The sequence below is a fragment of the Streptomyces sp. B1866 genome (genome assembly GCF_031932565.1).
In the GTDB taxonomy this organism is placed as follows: Bacteria; Actinomycetota; Actinomycetes; order Streptomycetales; family Streptomycetaceae; genus Streptomyces.
In genome coordinates, this window is record NZ_JAVSCF010000002.1 from 68327 (window position 1) to 84087 (window position 15761).

The 15761-nt window shown below is 75.8% G+C and carries 12 protein-coding genes; 4 read left to right on the forward strand and 8 right to left on the reverse strand.

Annotated elements, in window-relative coordinates; all coding sequences use genetic code 11:
* Window positions 1-39: 39 nt before the first annotated feature.
* Both RKE29_RS00730 and RKE29_RS00735 read right to left on the reverse strand, forming a co-directional pair.
* Window positions 40-1311, reverse strand: coding sequence for a low temperature requirement protein A (locus RKE29_RS00730; protein ID WP_312002957.1), 1272 nt, complete (start codon window positions 1309-1311; stop codon window positions 40-42).
* Window positions 1312-1411: 100 nt separating this feature from the next.
* A complete protein-coding gene (locus RKE29_RS00735; RefSeq protein ID WP_312002958.1) occupies window positions 1412-2161 on the reverse strand; it encodes an SDR family oxidoreductase in 750 nt (249 codons plus the stop codon).
* Between the two features lie 642 nt (window positions 2162-2803).
* Between RKE29_RS00735 and dnaK the strand changes: the two genes are divergently transcribed.
* Both dnaK and grpE read left to right on the forward strand, forming a co-directional pair.
* Window positions 2804-4708 (forward strand): molecular chaperone DnaK, encoded by a 1905-nt coding sequence (gene dnaK / locus RKE29_RS00740; RefSeq protein ID WP_312002959.1) that lies wholly within the window; start codon window positions 2804-2806, stop codon window positions 4706-4708.
* Window positions 4705-5352, forward strand: a complete 648-nt coding sequence (grpE, locus tag RKE29_RS00745) for a nucleotide exchange factor GrpE (RefSeq protein ID WP_312002960.1) — start codon at window positions 4705-4707, stop codon at window positions 5350-5352. Before dnaK ends, grpE begins: the two co-directional genes overlap by 4 nt.
* 30 nt (window positions 5353-5382) lie before the next feature.
* Here grpE and RKE29_RS00750 read toward each other — a convergent pair whose 3' ends face one another.
* Window positions 5383-6213: a methyltransferase gene (locus RKE29_RS00750; RefSeq protein ID WP_312002961.1), complete on the reverse strand. Its 831-nt coding sequence runs from the start codon at window positions 6211-6213 to the stop codon at window positions 5383-5385.
* 137 nt (window positions 6214-6350) lie between these two features.
* Between RKE29_RS00750 and RKE29_RS00755 the strand changes: the two genes are divergently transcribed.
* Entirely contained in the window at window positions 6351-6941 is a 591-nt protein-coding gene (locus RKE29_RS00755; RefSeq protein ID WP_312002962.1) for an XRE family transcriptional regulator, read from the forward strand.
* 207 nt (window positions 6942-7148) lie between these two features.
* Window positions 7149-8234, forward strand: coding sequence for a cellulase family glycosylhydrolase (locus RKE29_RS00760; RefSeq protein ID WP_312002963.1), 1086 nt, complete (start codon window positions 7149-7151; stop codon window positions 8232-8234).
* Here the strand turns inward: RKE29_RS00760 and RKE29_RS00765 are convergent.
* The 5 genes from RKE29_RS00765 to RKE29_RS00785 are packed head-to-tail and all read right to left on the reverse strand — an operon-like array spanning window position 8153 to window position 15207.
* Entirely contained in the window at window positions 8153-10576 is a 2424-nt protein-coding gene (locus tag RKE29_RS00765; RefSeq protein ID WP_312002964.1) for a glycosyltransferase, read from the reverse strand. The genes RKE29_RS00760 and RKE29_RS00765 overlap by 82 nt on opposite strands.
* Window positions 10573-11946 (reverse strand): polysaccharide pyruvyl transferase family protein, encoded by a 1374-nt coding sequence (locus RKE29_RS00770; RefSeq protein ID WP_312002965.1) that lies wholly within the window; start codon window positions 11944-11946, stop codon window positions 10573-10575. The genes RKE29_RS00765 and RKE29_RS00770 overlap by 4 nt, the downstream gene beginning before the upstream one ends.
* Complete coding sequence (locus RKE29_RS00775; protein WP_312002966.1) at window positions 11943-13103, reverse strand: glycosyltransferase family 4 protein; 1161 nt, start codon at window positions 13101-13103, stop codon at window positions 11943-11945. The genes RKE29_RS00770 and RKE29_RS00775 overlap by 4 nt, the downstream gene beginning before the upstream one ends.
* A complete protein-coding gene (locus RKE29_RS00780; protein ID WP_312002967.1) occupies window positions 13100-14644 on the reverse strand; it encodes a lipopolysaccharide biosynthesis protein in 1545 nt (514 codons plus the stop codon). The genes RKE29_RS00775 and RKE29_RS00780 overlap by 4 nt, the downstream gene beginning before the upstream one ends.
* Window positions 14641-15207 carry a hypothetical protein gene (locus RKE29_RS00785; RefSeq protein ID WP_312002968.1) on the reverse strand — a complete coding sequence of 189 codons (567 nt, stop codon included), beginning with the start codon at window positions 15205-15207 and terminating at the stop codon, window positions 14641-14643. The genes RKE29_RS00780 and RKE29_RS00785 overlap by 4 nt, the downstream gene beginning before the upstream one ends.
* Window positions 15208-15761 lie beyond the last annotated feature (554 nt).

The following is a 15761-nucleotide window of genomic DNA, read 5'->3' on the forward strand; positions in this document are numbered from 1 at the left end:
CGACGGCGACGAGGTGGTCGAGCTCGTTCAGGTCCAGTCTCATGCCTCCTCCCCGGGGGGAGTGCCGCGGTGGACGGCGACCAGGTTGGCGGTCAGGGTGGCGGCGACGGTCAGCCCCATGCCCAGGACCGCCGCGGCCGCGCCGATGGCGGGCGCGGCCAGGGCCAGGGCGGCCACCACGGCCGCGCCGGCGATGACCAGCAGCGGGTGTCCGACGGCGCCGGTGTGGGTCAGCCGGTGCAGTACGTACAGGGTGAGCAGGACGAGCACCACCGGTACGGCCACGGACAGCGCCGCCGTCCGGGTGGACAGGTGGGCGCGGTGCTCGGCGACGTCCAGCGCGGTCTCCAGCCCCGCTCCCAGGGCGGCCACCGAGGCGAACACCAGGTAGTGGCCGTATCCCCAGGCGAGCGCGGCGCGCAGGCTGGTCAGCGCCGGGTCCGCGCCGGTGAAGTAGATCCACCACAGGCTGAAGACCAGCAGCAGCCCGCCGACGGCGATCATCACCAGGTCGCCGGACACGCCGCGCTCGCTGACGGCCGACTCGACGGCCGTGAGCGCGGCGAGGATGACCTCGCCCAGCACGATGAGGGTGAACAGCCCGTACCGTTCGGCGATGTGGCCGGCGTGCCAGGCGGTGGGCCGGCCCCGGTACTCCGCCCACACCGGCACCGCCAGCTCCGCGGACACCAGCGCGAGGAACGTGAGCCAGGCCCAGGCGCCCGGGGCCCACAGCCGCGCGATCCAGCCGGCCTGCACCGCGGCGACCCCGGCGGCGTACCGCAGGGCGGCGGTACGGCCCTCGGGGTGCCCCGCGGCGGCGCGCAGCCATTGGGTGATCATGACCGCGCGCATGATCACGTAGCCGGCGACGACGGCGGCGAAGTCGCCGTCCTCGAACGCCGGGCGCACCCCGGCGGCCAGGACCAGCACGCCGGCCATCTGGACCAGGGTGAGCAGTCGGTACGGCACGTCGTCGGTGTCGTAGGCGGAGGCGAACCATGCGAAATTGAGCCACGCCCACCAGATCGCGAAGAACACCGCCGGGTAGCCCGTCAGCGCCGTGTCAAGGTGCCCTTCGGCCAAGGCGTGGTGCAGTTGGGCGGCGGCCTGCGCGACCGCGACCACGAACATCAGGTCGAACAGCAGCTCCAGCGGTGTCGCGGCGCGGTGCGCCTCGCGCGGATCGCGTCCGCGCATCGCGCGCCGCACCACGCCGCCGGGCGGACGGCCGGTCCGGCCGGTGCCCGCGGCCGTGCCGCTTCGGTCCTCGGCCGTGGGAGCCATGCGGCCGTCGTCCTCGTTTCCCACCGTCGTTCCCCGCTGCCGTCGCGTCGCCCGTCGTCGCCATTGTCGCCGTTGTCGGTTCCACCGCCGTCACAGGCTTCGGCTGCTGCCGCCGGTCCGCGGCTCAGCGGGTGGTGTAGCCGCCGTTGGGGAACAGGGTCTGGCCGGTGAACCACCCGCCGTCGGTCGCCAGGAACCGCACCACCGGGACGATGTCCTCGGTCTCGGTGAGTCGGCCGCCCATGGCCTGCGACCTGTGGAACGCCACCCGCTCCGGGGTCTCCTGGGGGTAGAAGAACGGGGTGTCCATCGGGCCCGGGGCCACGACATTGACCGAGATGTTCCGGTCGGCGAACTCCTTGGCCGCCGCGCGGGTGAAGTGCTCCAGCGGCGCCTTGCCGCCGGCGTAGGTGGAGTAGCCGTCGGTGAAGGCCGTGAGCAGGGAGGTGCCCAGGCTGATGATCCTGCCGTGGTCGTTCAGCCGCCGCCCGGCCTCCTGGATGAAGAAGTACGCCGCCTTCGCGTTGATCGCGAACATGCGGTCGTACTCCTCCTCGGTGGTCTCCAGGATCGGCTTGCGCAGCACCATTCCGGTGGTGTTCACCGCGACGTCCGCGCCGCCGTAGGTGTCCACCGCGGTGTCGAACAGCCGCCGCACGTCCGCCACCCTCGTCAGGTCGCCCTGAACGGCGACCGCCTGCCCGCCGGCCGCTTCGATGGCCTTCACGGTCTGCTCGGCCTCGTTCCGCGAGGTGTGGTAGTGGACCACGACCTTGGCTCCCGCGTCGGCGAACGTGCGGCTGATCAGTCCGCCGAGGTTCTTCTCACCCCCTCCGATGACTGCGATCTTGTCCCGCAGGCTGTTCTCGGGCATGCCTGTACTCCTTTGACAGCGCTTCTGACAGCGAATCCCGTGTCGGATCGGTCGAATCGGGCGTCGGAGGTCCTCCTGTGATCACATCCACTGCCGAGGCTAGGCAGAGGTCTCCGGCCCCGGCCAACACGGAATCCGAGTAGCCCCACAAGCCGCGTGGATACCTCCTGCGGGGGTCTTGCCGAGGGCGCGGAAGCGCTGCCGGCGATGTCCGGGCTCGTCGCGGCCTGGGTAGGCGGGCCCCGAGGGTGGGCGGGTCGGTCGGGTCCGCGGTCCGGTGCCGCTGGGGCGCCCGGCGCATTGCCCGGCGAGAGACGCATTTGGGGGGAATTGCTAAAATTCACAGTGGGCCGGGTCGCATTCCGGTCGAAGCCGAGACGGCTTCAAGAGCAGCTTCAGCTCCATACCCGCAGGTGACAGCGGTGAAGGCGGGTCGGGCCCCGGGCGGCGAGCGGCGGCCCGGCGGCCGGTTTCGTCCGTACGGGCCGGGCGTCCGTTCGTACGGAGCGGGTGTCCGGCCGTACGGGCCGGGTGTCCGTACGGGCCAGGCGTCCGGACGGACCGGCCGGGCCCGGTCCTCCCCGGCAGCGGGAGGGCCGCCGCGGGCGTGGGCCGCCAAGTGAGCACGGTGAGGAGAGAGCCATGACACGGGCAGTCGGGATCGACCTCGGTACGACCAACTCGGTGGTCAGCGTGCTGGAGGGCGGCGAGCCCACGGTGATCACCAACACCGAGGGCGCCCGCACCACGCCGTCCGTGGTCGCCTTCGCCAAGGGCGGCGAGGTGCTGGTGGGCGAGGTCGCCAAGCGGCAGGCCGTGACCAACGTGGAGCGCACCGCGCGGTCGGTCAAGCGGCACGTGGGCGAGTCGCAGTGGCGGTTCCCGGACAGCGGCGACGTGGACGGCAAGCGGTACACCGCCCAGGAGATCTCCGCCCGGGTGGTGCAGAAGCTCAAGCGGGACGCCGAGGCGTACCTGGGAGAGGACGTCACCGAGGCCGTCGTCACCGTGCCCGCGTACTTCAACGACGCGCAGCGCACCGCCACCAAGGAGGCCGGGGAGATCGCCGGGCTGAAGGTGCTGCGGATCATCAACGAGCCGACGGCCGCCGCCCTGGCGTACGGCCTGGACAAGGAGAGCGACCAGACCGTCCTCGTCTTCGACCTCGGCGGCGGCACGTTCGACGTGTCGCTGCTGGAGATCGGCGAAGGGGTGGTGGAGGTCAAGGCCACCAACGGCGACACTCACCTGGGCGGCGACGACTGGGACCAGCGGGTGGTCGACCACCTGGTCAAGCGGTTCAAGGGCGGGTACGGGATCGACCTGTCCCAGGACAAGATGGCCACCCAGCGGCTGCGGGAGGCCGCCGAGAAGGCCAAGATCGAGCTGTCCTCCGCCACCGAGACCACGATCAACCTGCCGTACGTGAGCGCGTCCGACCAGGGGCCGCTGCACCTGGAGGAGAAGCTCACCCGGGCCCAGTTCCAGCAGCTCACCGGCGACCTGCTGGAGCGGTGCAAGGCGCCGTTCCGCCGGGCGGTCAGGGACGCGGGGATCGAGGTCTCGGAGATCAATCACGTGATCATGGTCGGCGGCTCCACGCGGATGCCCGCGGTGACGGAGCTGGTGCGGGAGCTGACCGGCAGGCAGCCGCACAAGGGCGTGAACCCGGACGAGGTCGTGGCCGTCGGCGCCGCGCTCCAGGCCGGGGTGCTCAAGGGCGAGGTCAAGGACGTGCTGCTGCTGGACGTCACGCCGCTGTCGCTCGGCATCGAGACCAAGGGCGGCATCATGACCCGGCTGATCGAGCGGAACACGACCATCCCGACCAAGCGCTCGGAGATCTTCACCACGGCCGAGGACAACCAGCCGTCCGTGCAGATCCAGGTCTACCAGGGCGAGCGGGACATCGCGGCGTACAACAAGAAGCTCGGCATGTTCGAGCTGACCGGCCTGCCCCCGGCCCCGCGCGGCGTGCCGCAGATCGAGGTCACCTTCGACATCGACGCCAACGGCATCATGCACGTGGCGGCGAAGGACCTCGGCACCGGCCGGGAGCAGAAGATGACCGTCACCGGCGGCTCCGCGCTGCCGAAGGACGACATCGACCGTATGATGCGCGACGCCGACCAGCACGCCGAGGAGGACCGGCGCAGGCGCGACGCGGCCGAGACCCGCAACCGCGCCGAGCAGGTCGCCTACCAGACCGAGCGGCTGCTGGCCGACAGCGGCGACAAGGTCCCCGCCGACGTCAGGGGCGAGGTCGACAGCGCGCTGGCCGAGCTGAAGGAGGCCCTGAAGGCGCCCGGCGACAAGGGCGAGGACACCGCCGCGCTGCGCCAGGCCGCCGACAAGGTCACCGCCGCCGCCCAGAAGGTCGGCACCGCCATGTACGCCCAGGCGCAGGCCGCCCAGGGGCCGGGCGCGGGCGGTACCGGCGGTACGGACGGCGCGCGGGCCTCCGGCGGTACGGGCGCGGGCGGCGACGACGAGGTCGTGGACGCCGAGATCGTCGACGAGGACAAGCGGCGGGGGGAGACGGGATGAGCCGTCCGAACGGTCCCGCCCGGCCCGGCGGCCCCCGCCCGCTGTCGGTCGTCGGCGGCGCCCGGCGGTCCGGACCCGGCGCCCGGCAGCCCGGCTCCGGCGCCCTGGAGCCCCGGCACCGCTCCGACGTCGAGCCCCTTTCAGCGCCTCGCCCAGCCGGACCCGCCGGGCTCCCGGCCGGGCGGCCCGACCGGGAGCGGGCCGATGCGCTGCGCCGGGAGCTGCGCGAGCGCACCGAGGAGCTGCGGCGCGTGCGGGCCGAGTACGACACCTACCGCCGGCGGGTGCGCCGTGACCGGGTGGCGGTCCGCGAGATCGCCGTGGCCAACGTGCTCGGCGGCCTGCTGCCCGTGCTCGACGCCATCGGCCGGGCACGGGAGCAGGGCGAGGTCAACGGCGGGTTCGAGCGCGTCGTACGGCTGCTGGAGAGCGGGCTCGCGGGGCTGGGGCTCCAGCCGTTCGGCGCCGTCGGCGACCCCTTCGACCCGACCTTTTATGAGGCCGTCGCCTACGCCCTCACCGACCAGGTCGACCGGCCCACCTGCACCGAGATCCTGCGCCCCGGCTACCTGGTCGGCGACCACCTGCTGCGGGCCGCCCAGGCCGCGGTCGGCGAGCCGCCGGTCGGTGAGACGCCCGGCTGAGGCCGATACGCGCGCCGGGGCGCCCCCGGGCTACCGGCGGCGGCCGAAGTGCACCGTCTTGGCCGTCAGCAGGAACAGGTCCGGGCGCCGGTCGATGCCCGCCGGGTCGGCCGGGTCCAGCAGCCGGTCCAGCGTGGCCAGGTCGTCGGCGTCCAGCAGGTCCGCCAGCTTGTCGCGCAGCCGCTCCACCGTGGTGCGCACCGCCCCGCGCGGTCCGTCGGCCAGCGGCGCGGGGTGGTCCACCAGGAAGGTCCGGCTGCGCGGCTCGGTCAGGCCCGCCTTCCGCAGCATGCCGGGCCAGTCCTCGACCACCGCGACCGAGCCGGGCAGCTCGGCGCGCATCCGGGCGAACCCCTCCGCCATCGCCGCGTCCAGCCGCTCCTGGAGCCCCGGGCGCCCGAGGCCGGGGTCGCGCGGCAGCCAGCGGAGCGGCAGGCCGCCCTCCACGACGGCCAGCACGCCGCCGGGCGCCAGCAGCGCGGCCAGCCTGTTCAGGGCGTCCTGCTGATCGCCGACGTGGTGGACGACCTGCCCGGACCAGACCAGGTCGGCCGGGCCCAGGCCGGTGGACAGGCCCTCGGGGAAGGCGGCCACCCGGGTGCGCAGCCGCACGCCCAGCCGGGCGGCGCGCGCCTCGGCCCGCTCCAGCAGCTCCGGCGTCCCGTCCACCGCCGTGACCTCCGCCTCCGGGAAGGCGGCCGCCATCCGGCAGGCCGCGACCCCGGGGCCGCTGCCGATATCCAGGATCCGCCCGGGGCGCAGGTCCCGCAGCTCGTCGAGCGCCTGGCGTACGTACGGGCTGTGGGCCTCGCCCTCCAGCTCCAGCAGGTCGGCCATCGCGGCCCAGTCGAAGTCGTTCATCGCGCACCCTCCGGTAGCTCGTCCTCGGTCGGGTCGGCGTCCGGCGTGCGGGCACCTCCCGCGCCGAGCCTGCGTCCGGGCCGGACTGCTCGACAAAACTTGTTGCCGTTTCGGCAAAACGGGTCTGCAATACGAGCATGGAAGACGTGACGGGCACGGACGACGTGCTCGCCGCCGTCGGACCCCGGCTGCGGCGCATCCGCCGGCAGCGCCAGTGCACGCTCGCGGCCCTGTCGCAGGCCACGGGCATCTCGGTCAGCACCCTGTCCCGGCTGGAGTCCGGGCGGCGCAAGCCGAGCCTGGAGCTGCTGGTGCCGATCGCGCACGCCCATCAGGTGCCCCTGGACGAGCTGGTCGGCGCGCCCCCGGTCGGCGACCCGCGCGTACGGCTGAAGCCCGTCCGGCACGGGGACTCGACGGTGGTGCCGCTGAGCCGGCAGCCCGGCGGGTTGCAGGCGTACAAGATGGTCATACCCGCCACCCGCGGCACCCCCGAGCCGCGCACGCACGAGGGGTACGAGTGGCTGTACGTGCTCGGCGGGCGGCTGCGGCTGGTGCTCGCCGACAACGACATCGTGCTGACGGTGGGGGAGGCCGCGGAGTTCGACACCCGGCTGCCGCACTGGTTCGGCAGCACGGGGGAGGGGCCGGTGGAGATCCTGAGCCTGTTCGGCCCGCAGGGCGAGCGCATGCACGTACGCGCCAGGCCGCGCCCGCGCGGGGCGTAGAACCGGGCGGCCTCGGCCGGAACCGGTCAGACGCGGTCGAACGGCTCCGCGTAGCGGAACGCGCCGCGCGCCGCCCGGTGCGTCCGCCGCCCGTGCTCACCACGGCGCCCCCGGGCCTTCGCCCACGCACCCGCCCCACCCCGCCGCACCCCAGTGCGCCGTGGCGTCCGCCTGCCCCCCGCGCCGACCAGGTGGTTGGTTGGCCACATGACGCCGACCGGTGACCCCCGTGACAACACCCACCCGCGCGCGGCCGGCCGGCCGGCCGCGCGGCTGCGCGTCGGCATCTCCTACGGCGACCGCCTGGTGTGGATGTCCGACCGGGACCTCACCGCCGCGCTGGACGACGCCGTCATGGTCGGCGCCCGGTGGGTGCGCGCCGACCTGGCCTGGCGGGACGTGCAGCCGGACGGGCCGGACGGCTACCGCTGGCAGCCGTTCGACCGGGTCGTGGCCGCGGCCGGCGCCCGTGGCCTGAACGTGCTGGCCGTCCTGGCCTACACGCCGCCGTGGGCCCGGCCCGGAGGGTGCGGCAGCGACAAGTGCCCGCCCGCCGACCCCGGCGCGTTCGCCGCCTTCGCCGCGTCGGCCGCGCACCGGTACGCGCCCCGCGGCGTGCACACGTGGGAGATCTGGAACGAGCCCAACCTCGGCGGTTTCTGGCACCCGGCGCCCGACCCCGCCGCGTACACGGCGCTGCTGGCGGCGGCGGCCCGGGCGCTGCGGGTGGCGGACCCGCGGGCGCGCGTGGTGCTCGGCGGGCTGGCCGCCGTCCGCACCGGCGCCGGCCGCGTCGCGCAGACCGACTTCCTGGCCGCGGTGGCCGCGCGGGACGGCCACCGGATGGTCGACGCCGTCGGCTACCACCCGTACACCTATCCGTACCTGGCCGGCGCGGTCACGCAGTGGGGGACCGCGTGGGAGCGCATCGGCCGTACGGACGTGAGCCTGCGCGGCGTGCTGGCCCGGTACGGCACGCCCGACCTGCCCGTGTGGGTCACCGAGTACGGCGCGCCGACCGGCGGTCCCGGGCACGCGTCCGACGGCCGGCCGTCCACCATCGACGCGCAGACCACGCACGTGACCGAGGCGTGGCAGGCGGCCATCGCGGCGGACGCGGTCCGCACGGCCGAGGACACGGCCCTCGTGGACGCGCTGATCTGGTACTGCGAGCGCGACCTGAGCGACGACCGGTCGTCCAACGAGAACTTCTACGGCCTGCGCCGCTTCGACGGCAGCGCCAAGCCCGCCCTCACCGCGCTGCGCGGCGCGGTGGCCGCGCTCGGCGGCTGACCGCCGTCTTCGGCTGAATTCAGTGGTTTGAATTCCGGTGTTCGCAGAAGCGCGTGGAACATCCGCAGGTACCGGTCCGTCAGCCCCGGCCACGCGTACCGCTCGACCGCCCGCTCCCGGCCCGCCGCGCCCAGCCGGTCGGCCAGGCCGCCGTCGGTCAGCAGGCGGCGGCAGGCGGCGGCCAGCGCGGCCGGGTCGCCGGGCGGGACCAGCAGACCGGTGACGCCGTCGTCCACCACGTGCGGGATGCCGCCGACCCGCGAGCCGACCACGGGCGTGCCGCAGGCCATCGCCTCCACCAGGGCCATGCCGAAGGACTCGGCCTCGGAGCGCGAGGGCAGCGCCAGCACGGCGGCCGTGCGCAGCGCGTCGACCAGGGCCTCCCCGGCCAGTTCGCCGCACAGCTCCACGCGGTCGGCGACCCCGAGGCGGGCGGCCAGGCCGGCGTGGTCGGCGGCCGCGTCCCCGCCGCCCACCAGCCGCAGCCGCGCGTCCGGCAGGTCGCCGGCGAGCGCGGCGAAGGCCCGCAGCAGCACGTCGACGCCCTTCCAGGACGAGGTGCGGTCCAGCCGCCCCACGTACACGACCGTGCGGGGCCGCGTGGACGCCGGGGCGCCGGGCGTGAACCGCTCGACGTCCACGCCGGGCGTGATCCGTACGGCCCCGGGGCGGCCGGCGGCCAGCGACGCGGGCGAGACGGCCACCAGCGCGCTCGCCCGCGCGAACAGGCGTGGCAGCACCCACCGCTCGTACCCGCGGATCAGCAGGTCGGCGGCGCGGTGGGCACCGCCCGGGGAGCCGGTGCGGCCCTTGCGCATCGAGCCCGAGTGGTACGTCAGCACGGCCGGCCGGCGGCCGGCCGCCGCGACGGCCACGTCGCCCAGGCCCGGGACGGGCGCGTGCGCGTTGACCAGGTCGACGTCGAGGCGGCGCAGCCAGTGCCGCACCTGGAGCGGCCACAGCGGGCTCAGCGGCGTGTTCGACAGGCGCGCCCACGTGCCGAGCCGGACCACGGGCACGCCGTCGTCCGTGCCGAGCGTGGTGCGCCGCCCGGCCGTGTTGGTGGTGAGGACGACGGCGCGCAGGCCCGGCTCGTCGGCGACCGCGCGCGCCACGCGCGCGGCGTAGCCCTCCACGCCGCCGACCTTCGGCGGGTAGTAGGGCGCGACGACGGCGACGGTCCGGGTGCGCGGCCCGCCGCGCCGCGCGGCGAGGGCCCGCTCGAACACCTCGGCCGTACGGTCCGACTGGCGCTCCCACGACAGCTCCTCGGCCACCAGGCCCCGCCCGGCGGCGCCGAGGCGGGCGGCGAGCGCGTCGTCCGCCAGGACCGAGCCGAGCGCCGCCGCGAGGCCCGCCACGTCGCCCGGGGTGACCAGCAGGCCGGTGCGGCCGTCGCGGACCAGCGAGGGGATGCCGCCGACCGGGGTGGTGACCACCGGCCGGCCGGCGGCCATGGCCTCCACCAGCACGCTGGGAAAGCTGTCGTAGTGGGTCGGCAGCGCGAGCACCCGCGCGCGCCGGTAGGCCGCGGCCAGGTCCGCGCCGTCCAGCCGCCCGGCGAACGTGACGTGCCGGGCGATGCCGAGCCGGGCGGCCAGCGCCTCGTACTCGCCGGCCGCCGAACCGGAGCCGACCACCTCCAGGTGCGCGTCCGGGACCGTACGCGCGAGCAGTTCCACGGCGCGCAGCAGGTCGGGCACGCCCTTGTACGCGGTGGCGTGCGCCAGCGAACCGACGAAGAGCACGCGCGGGGCGGCGGGCACCGGGCTCGCGGCGAACCGCGCGAGGTCGGCGCCCGGCGAGATCGTCGTCGCCCGGCCCGCGAACAGGTCGGGCAGGTCGGCGGCGACGTAGTCGGACGAGCACACCAGCGCGTCGGCGCGGCGCGCGGTCCCGGCCAGCACGGTCCGCTCGTAGGCCGCCAGCAGCGCGTCCCGCGGCACGTCGCCCTTGCGCATCCGGCCGGTGTGGTAGGTGAGCACGAACGGCAGCTCGCCGCACGCGCGGGCGGCGGCGTCGGCGAACACCGGCACCGGCGCGTGCCCGTTGACCAGGTCCACCCGCTCCCGCTCCAGGACCGCGCGCAGGTCGCGGCGCCAGCGCGGCCCGATCGGCGTGTGCGACAGGCGCAGCGGCGCGGGGACGCGGTACACCGGGATGCCGTCGGGGCCGTCCTGGCGGCCGTGCCGGGTGCCCCGCGCGGCGGTCGTCGCGACGGCGACCCGCCAGCCGTGCCGGGAGCGCAGCAGCCGCGCCAGGTGCCACACGTAGTTCTCCACGCCGCCGACGTGGGGCGGGAAGTACGGCGTGGCGAACAGGACCGCGGGCCGCCCGGTCACGAGCCGGCCCCCGCCCGCGCGGGCCGCTCCGGCCGCGCGGGGCGCTCCGGCCGCTCGGAGGCCGCCTGGCCCGGGCTCGCGAGGGGGCCGCCGCCGGGCCCGTCCGCCGCCGCCAGGCCCAGCCGCCGCAGCGTCCCGGCGAACTCCGTGGCGCGGGCGGCGTGCGCGGGCAGCACGGCCGCCAGGTGGCGCCGGTACGCGCCGGACTCGGCCACCAGCTCGTCCACCAGGCGCACCAGGGGCTCCGGGCGCACGTCGGCCATGTGCACGACCCACCGCTGAAGGCCCAGGTCGCGCATGATGCCGCTCGTCTTGTGGTCGTACTCGATCGCGACGCACGGCACCCCGGCGGTGAACCCGAAGATCACCGCGTGGAAGCGGGTGCCGATGATGTAGTCCGCCTCCGGGTACATCGCGGAGATGTCGTGGTGGTCGATGCCGTCGTCGTCCAGCACGTGCAGCCGGGGGCTGTCGACCGCCGCCGCCACGCGCGCGTTGACGATCCGGTCGTCGTCGGCCTGGAAGCTGCACGTCACCTGGGGCATGAGCACGACGTGCCAGCCCGGCCGGGCGAGCATGTGCCGTACGGCCGCGACGATCGACTCCTCGTACACCGCCTGCCGGTCCGGGGGCAGCGAGTCCTTGGTGGTGATGAGGACCAGCGTGGCGTCCCGCGGCACGCCCAGCTCCTCGCGCCACCGCCGGGAGGACTCGGCCCGGAAGGCGAACGCGGCGTCGACGCTGCGCACGATGCGCTCGCGCGGGACACCGGCCTCGGCCAGCCGCTCCGCGCTGATGGACTCCCGGGTCATCACCCGGTCGGCCGCGCCCACCACGCGCCGCACCATCGCGCGCTGGACGCGCCGGGGGAACGGCCCGTACGACTGCGGACCCAGCGCGACCGGCACCCGGCGGCGCTGCGCCAGCCACAGCGGCAGCATCAGCAGCGCGATGTTGAGGTCGGAGGGGAAGTCCGCGCGGGCGTTGACGTAGCCGCCGGCCGGGCCCACCACCAGGTCGGCCCCGGCGACGGCCGCCAGCTCGCGGCCGATGCCCCGCGGCAGCAGCCGGGCCAGGCCGGGCAGCAGGCGCGGGCCGCCAGGCAGGGCCGCCACGGCGGCGACGGCGGCGGTGAGCGCCTTGCGCGCCATCCGGGCGGCCCGGCCGGCGTGCTCCTCGCCGACGTACCGCCGGATCGAGCCGAGGTTGGGCACGCCGTCGAACTCGGGTCTGTCCTCCGGCCGCTCGAAGCCCGCGATACACAGCTCGGCTCCGGGGAAGACCTGGCGCAGCTGCTGGATCGTCACGCTCAGCAGGGCGGCGTCGCCGCGGTTGCGGCGCTCGAAGACGTTGACGATGACGATCTTCACGAAGCGACGACCTCTCTGTAGTGCTCTTCGAGAGCGTCGAGGAACCCGTCGACGCCGTACCGTCCCGCGCGGGCCGCCGATTCCGCGCCGCGCCGCTCCAGCGCCGTACGGTCGCCGAGCAGGCCGCCGAGCGCGTCGGCCAGCGCGGGCGCGTCCCCGGCCGGCACCAGCGCGCCGTTGTCCTCGCCGACCAGCTCGGGCAGGCCGCCCACGCGCGAGGCGACCAGCGGGCGGCCCAGGCGCAGCGCTTCCAGGGCGACGGTGGGGAAGTTCTCCGGCCACAGCGACGGCAGGGCCACCACCGAGGCGGCGGCCAGGCACTCGGCCACCCCCTCGGCGGGCAGCCAGCCGCGGAAGTCCACCCGCCCCTCGGCCACCAGGTCGGCGGCGGCCGCCTCCAGGCGCGTACGGTCCGAGCCGTCGCCCACCACGGTCAGCCGCGCGCCCGGGTGCCGGGCCGCCACCGTACGGAAGGCGTCCAGCAGCACGCCGACGCCCTTGACCGGCTCCAGGCGCCCGGCGAACACCACGTGGTCCAGGGCCTCGACGGGCCGGGCCGCGGCCTTGCCGGGCACGCCGTTGGGCACCACGAACACCGGCACCGGGCCCACGTCGCACGCCACCGCGTCGGCGAAGTACCGGCTGGGCGCCAGCACCCGGTCCACCCGCCGCAGCCTCGGCAGGTACGCGGGCCGCTGGAGGAGGCGCAGGTAGGCGTAGCGGGCCGCGTCCCCGGCCGACAGCCGGCCGCCCGCGGCGGCGCTGGGCAGGTTCCACCGCAGCAGCTCCCGCGTCCAGTCCTCGGGCCCGTGAACGGTCAGCACGCGCGGGTAGCCGGCCGTCGCCGACAGCACCGAGGGGCTGAACTCGCCGATGGTGTGCAGGTGCACGCAGTGCGGCGCGAAGTCGCGCACCACGGCGGCGACCTGCCGGTGGGCGCGCCCGTACCAGAAGTAGCCCGCGAGCCGCCGCGCCGCGTTGCCCCGGATGGCCGGGACCAGGTCGTCGGCGAACACCTCCTGGCCCTCCGCCAGCAGGTCGGTGGCCACGACCCGGACCTGGTGCCCGCGCGCGCCGAGGCCGTTCGCGATGAGCCGTACGCTCTTCTCCGCGCCTCCCGCCTCGAAGCCGATGTTGACGATCTGAAGGATTCTCACGGTGGCGGCGCCTCGGGGGAGGGGTTCGGGGTGGAGGGGGACGTGGAGGGGCCAAGGGGGGCGTCGTCCGGATCGGGCACGGCCCAGCTGGGGGCGCGCCACGCGCGTGCGCCGGGAGCCCGTGTGGCCGCGGCGCCCACGTCCGGAGCGGGCCCGGCCGGTGCCGTGGCGGGCACGGGCGGCGCCGTGGCGGGCACGGGCGGCGCCATGGCGGCCACGGCCGGGCCGGGTATGGACCGGTCGGGTACGGACGGCGCCGGGGCGGGCGCGCCGTCCGGCCTGGACCGCAGCAGGGCGAAGGCCGCGACGAGACCGGAGGCGAGGTTGCCCAGGCCCCAGGCGATCGCGGCCCAGTGCAGCCCGCTGTCCAGCCGCACCAGCGCCAGGCCCAGGATCACGGCGACCAGCACGACGTTGGAGGCGATCGCGGGCAGCAGCTGGCGGGTGACCTTCAGCAGGAAGCTCACCCAGGTGTTGAACGCGACGGCCAGCGAGGACACCGCGAACACCACCAGCGTCCGCGTGCCGTCCGCCGCGTAGTCCCCGCCGAACAGCCCCAGGATGGGCCGGGCGAGCAGCACCACGAGCCCGGCGACCGGCACCATGACGGCGAGCATGGCCGCGCCGGAGCGCCGGGCGAGGCCCGCCAGCGAGGACCGCTCGTGCGAGCCCTCGGCGAACAGGGCCTCGCCGATCGCGTACGACGCCGAGTTGATGAGGTTCGCGATCTGGAAGGCGACGAAGTACGTGGCCGCGTGCTCCGGGCCGCGCCGCTGGAGCACCACGATGGGCAGCACGATCTGCGGCAGCAGGTTCAGGCAGCTGGAGACGTAGCTGGTCAGCGTGTAGGCGAGGGAGTCGCGCAGCACCTGCCACGAGAACCGCGGCCGTACCCGCACGCGCAGCCGTCGGCGGATCGCGGCCACGCTGGCCGCCGCGGCCACCACCGACGCCACGCCGCTGGCCAGGAAGATGCCGAACGGGCCGGCGCCGACCAGCGCGGCGGGCAGCGCCAGCTTGGCCGCGCTCATCAGCCCGCCGTTGATCAGCAGGTTGGTCTTCGTCGCGCGGAAGGCGACGAACACCGAGTCGGTCAGCAGGTTCAGGGCCGCGCCCGCGGCCAGCACCACGAAGCCGACGACGTGCAGCGGCGTGGCGTGCACGAAACCGAGCTGCGGCGCCAGCCACGGCACCAGCGCCACGAACCCGCCCGAGATCACCACCGTGCACACGGTCACCGTCATCAGCGCCGTGCTGACCTCCTCGGCGCGCCGGCGGCTGGTCGGCAGCTGCCGTACGAGGGTGCTGCTGAGCCCGAAGAGGCTGAAGTACGACAGCAGGGCCACGCAGGACAGCAGCGACGACGCGCGGCCCACGGCGGCGGCCGGGAACAGGTGCGCGACGATGATCCAGAAGACGAATCCGGCGGCCGCGCCGGAGGCCGTCGTCAGCATCAGGAAGAACGAGTTCAGCAGCAGCGGGTCGCCGCGCAGGCCCGCGAGCCTGGCGGTCAGGGCGGGGCGGGGGGCCGCGTGGCTCATGGGGTGCCACCTCCTCGTGGCCGTACGGTCGCTCCCGCGCGGGCCGACGGTTCGGTGCGGGCCGACGCTCCCGCGCGGGCCGCCGGTTCGGTGCGGGCGGGCGGCTGCGCGTGCGCGGTCCGTCCCGCGCGGGCGCGCAGTGCGAGCAGCGCGGCCGCGGAGCCCGCGAAGCTCCAGGCGGCCGCCGTGCCCTCGCTGGGGAAGGACGCGAAGTGCGTCAGGGGCAGGGCGGTGGTACGCGGGTGGGTCAGCGAGTTGACGACGAGGTAGCCCCAGACCAGCAGCGCGTACCCCACGGCCGTGCGCAGCGCCGCGTCCACCGGCCCGGGCCGCCGTTGGAGGCGCGCCCAGAGCGGGCCGGGGCCCGCTTGCAGGACGAACGCGGCGGCGGCGGAGGCGGCGAAGCAGCACGCGCCGAAGGTGTCGCGGCGCACGGGCAGCAGCGAGGTGAGCGGGCCGGGCAGGCTGTCGGGGTGCACGGCGGCCACGGCGGCGGAGTACAGCCAGCCGAGCAGGCCGTGGACCATGACGACTTCGAGGCCGGGGCGGGCGAGGGCCTTCACCGGGGCACCGCCGGTCCGGCTCCGCCGGCCTCTCCGGGGCCCGCGGGGCTGGTCCCGCCCGGTCCCGCCCCTTTTCCAGGGGCTCCGCCTCTGAGGGCCTGGCCGGGGCGCGCGGGGTGGGCCGTGGGACCGGCTGGTCTCTCCCCTCCCCGCCCCTTCCCGATCCGGGGCTCCGCCCCGGGCCCCGAGCCGGCAGACGTCTGGGGCGTGCGGGGGGCGGCCGGGGGCTGTGCCCCGGGGCCCGCCACGGCGGGCGCCTGCGGCTCGCGGGGGGCGGTGCCCTGGGGCTCCGCCCCGGGCCCGGCGGCGGCAGGCGCGTGGGGCTCGCGGAGGGCGGTGCCTCCGGGGCGCGGTCCGGACCCCGCCGTGGTGGGCGTCCGCGCTAGGCCGAACGGGCCGTTCCGGAGCTGTGCCCCGGGGCCCGCGGGGGCGGGTGCCTGCGGTGCGCCCGGGTTGGGGACCCGGGGCCGTGGCCCGGACTCCGCGGCGGCGGGTGCCCGCTGCGGAAGCGGGGCGCCGGCGTCGGGGTCGGCCGCCGCGGACCCGGCGTCGGC

What these genes read in the sequence shown, in the direction of transcription:
- grpE (WP_312002960.1), top strand. Translation starts at nt 4,705, where the DNA reads ATGAGCCGTCCGAACGGTCCCGCCCGGCCCGGCGGCCCCCGCCCGCTG.
- RKE29_RS00780 (WP_312002967.1), bottom strand. Translation starts at nt 14,644, where the DNA reads ATGAGCCACGCGGCCCCCCGCCCCGCCCTGACCGCCAGGCTCGCGGGC.
- RKE29_RS00755 (WP_312002962.1), top strand. Translation starts at nt 6,351, where the DNA reads ATGGAAGACGTGACGGGCACGGACGACGTGCTCGCCGCCGTCGGACCC.
- RKE29_RS00760 (WP_312002963.1), top strand. Translation starts at nt 7,149, where the DNA reads ATGACGCCGACCGGTGACCCCCGTGACAACACCCACCCGCGCGCGGCC.
- dnaK (WP_312002959.1), top strand. Translation starts at nt 2,804, where the DNA reads ATGACACGGGCAGTCGGGATCGACCTCGGTACGACCAACTCGGTGGTC.
- RKE29_RS00735 (WP_312002958.1), bottom strand. Translation starts at nt 2,161, where the DNA reads ATGCCCGAGAACAGCCTGCGGGACAAGATCGCAGTCATCGGAGGGGGT.
- RKE29_RS00750 (WP_312002961.1), bottom strand. Translation starts at nt 6,213, where the DNA reads ATGAACGACTTCGACTGGGCCGCGATGGCCGACCTGCTGGAGCTGGAG.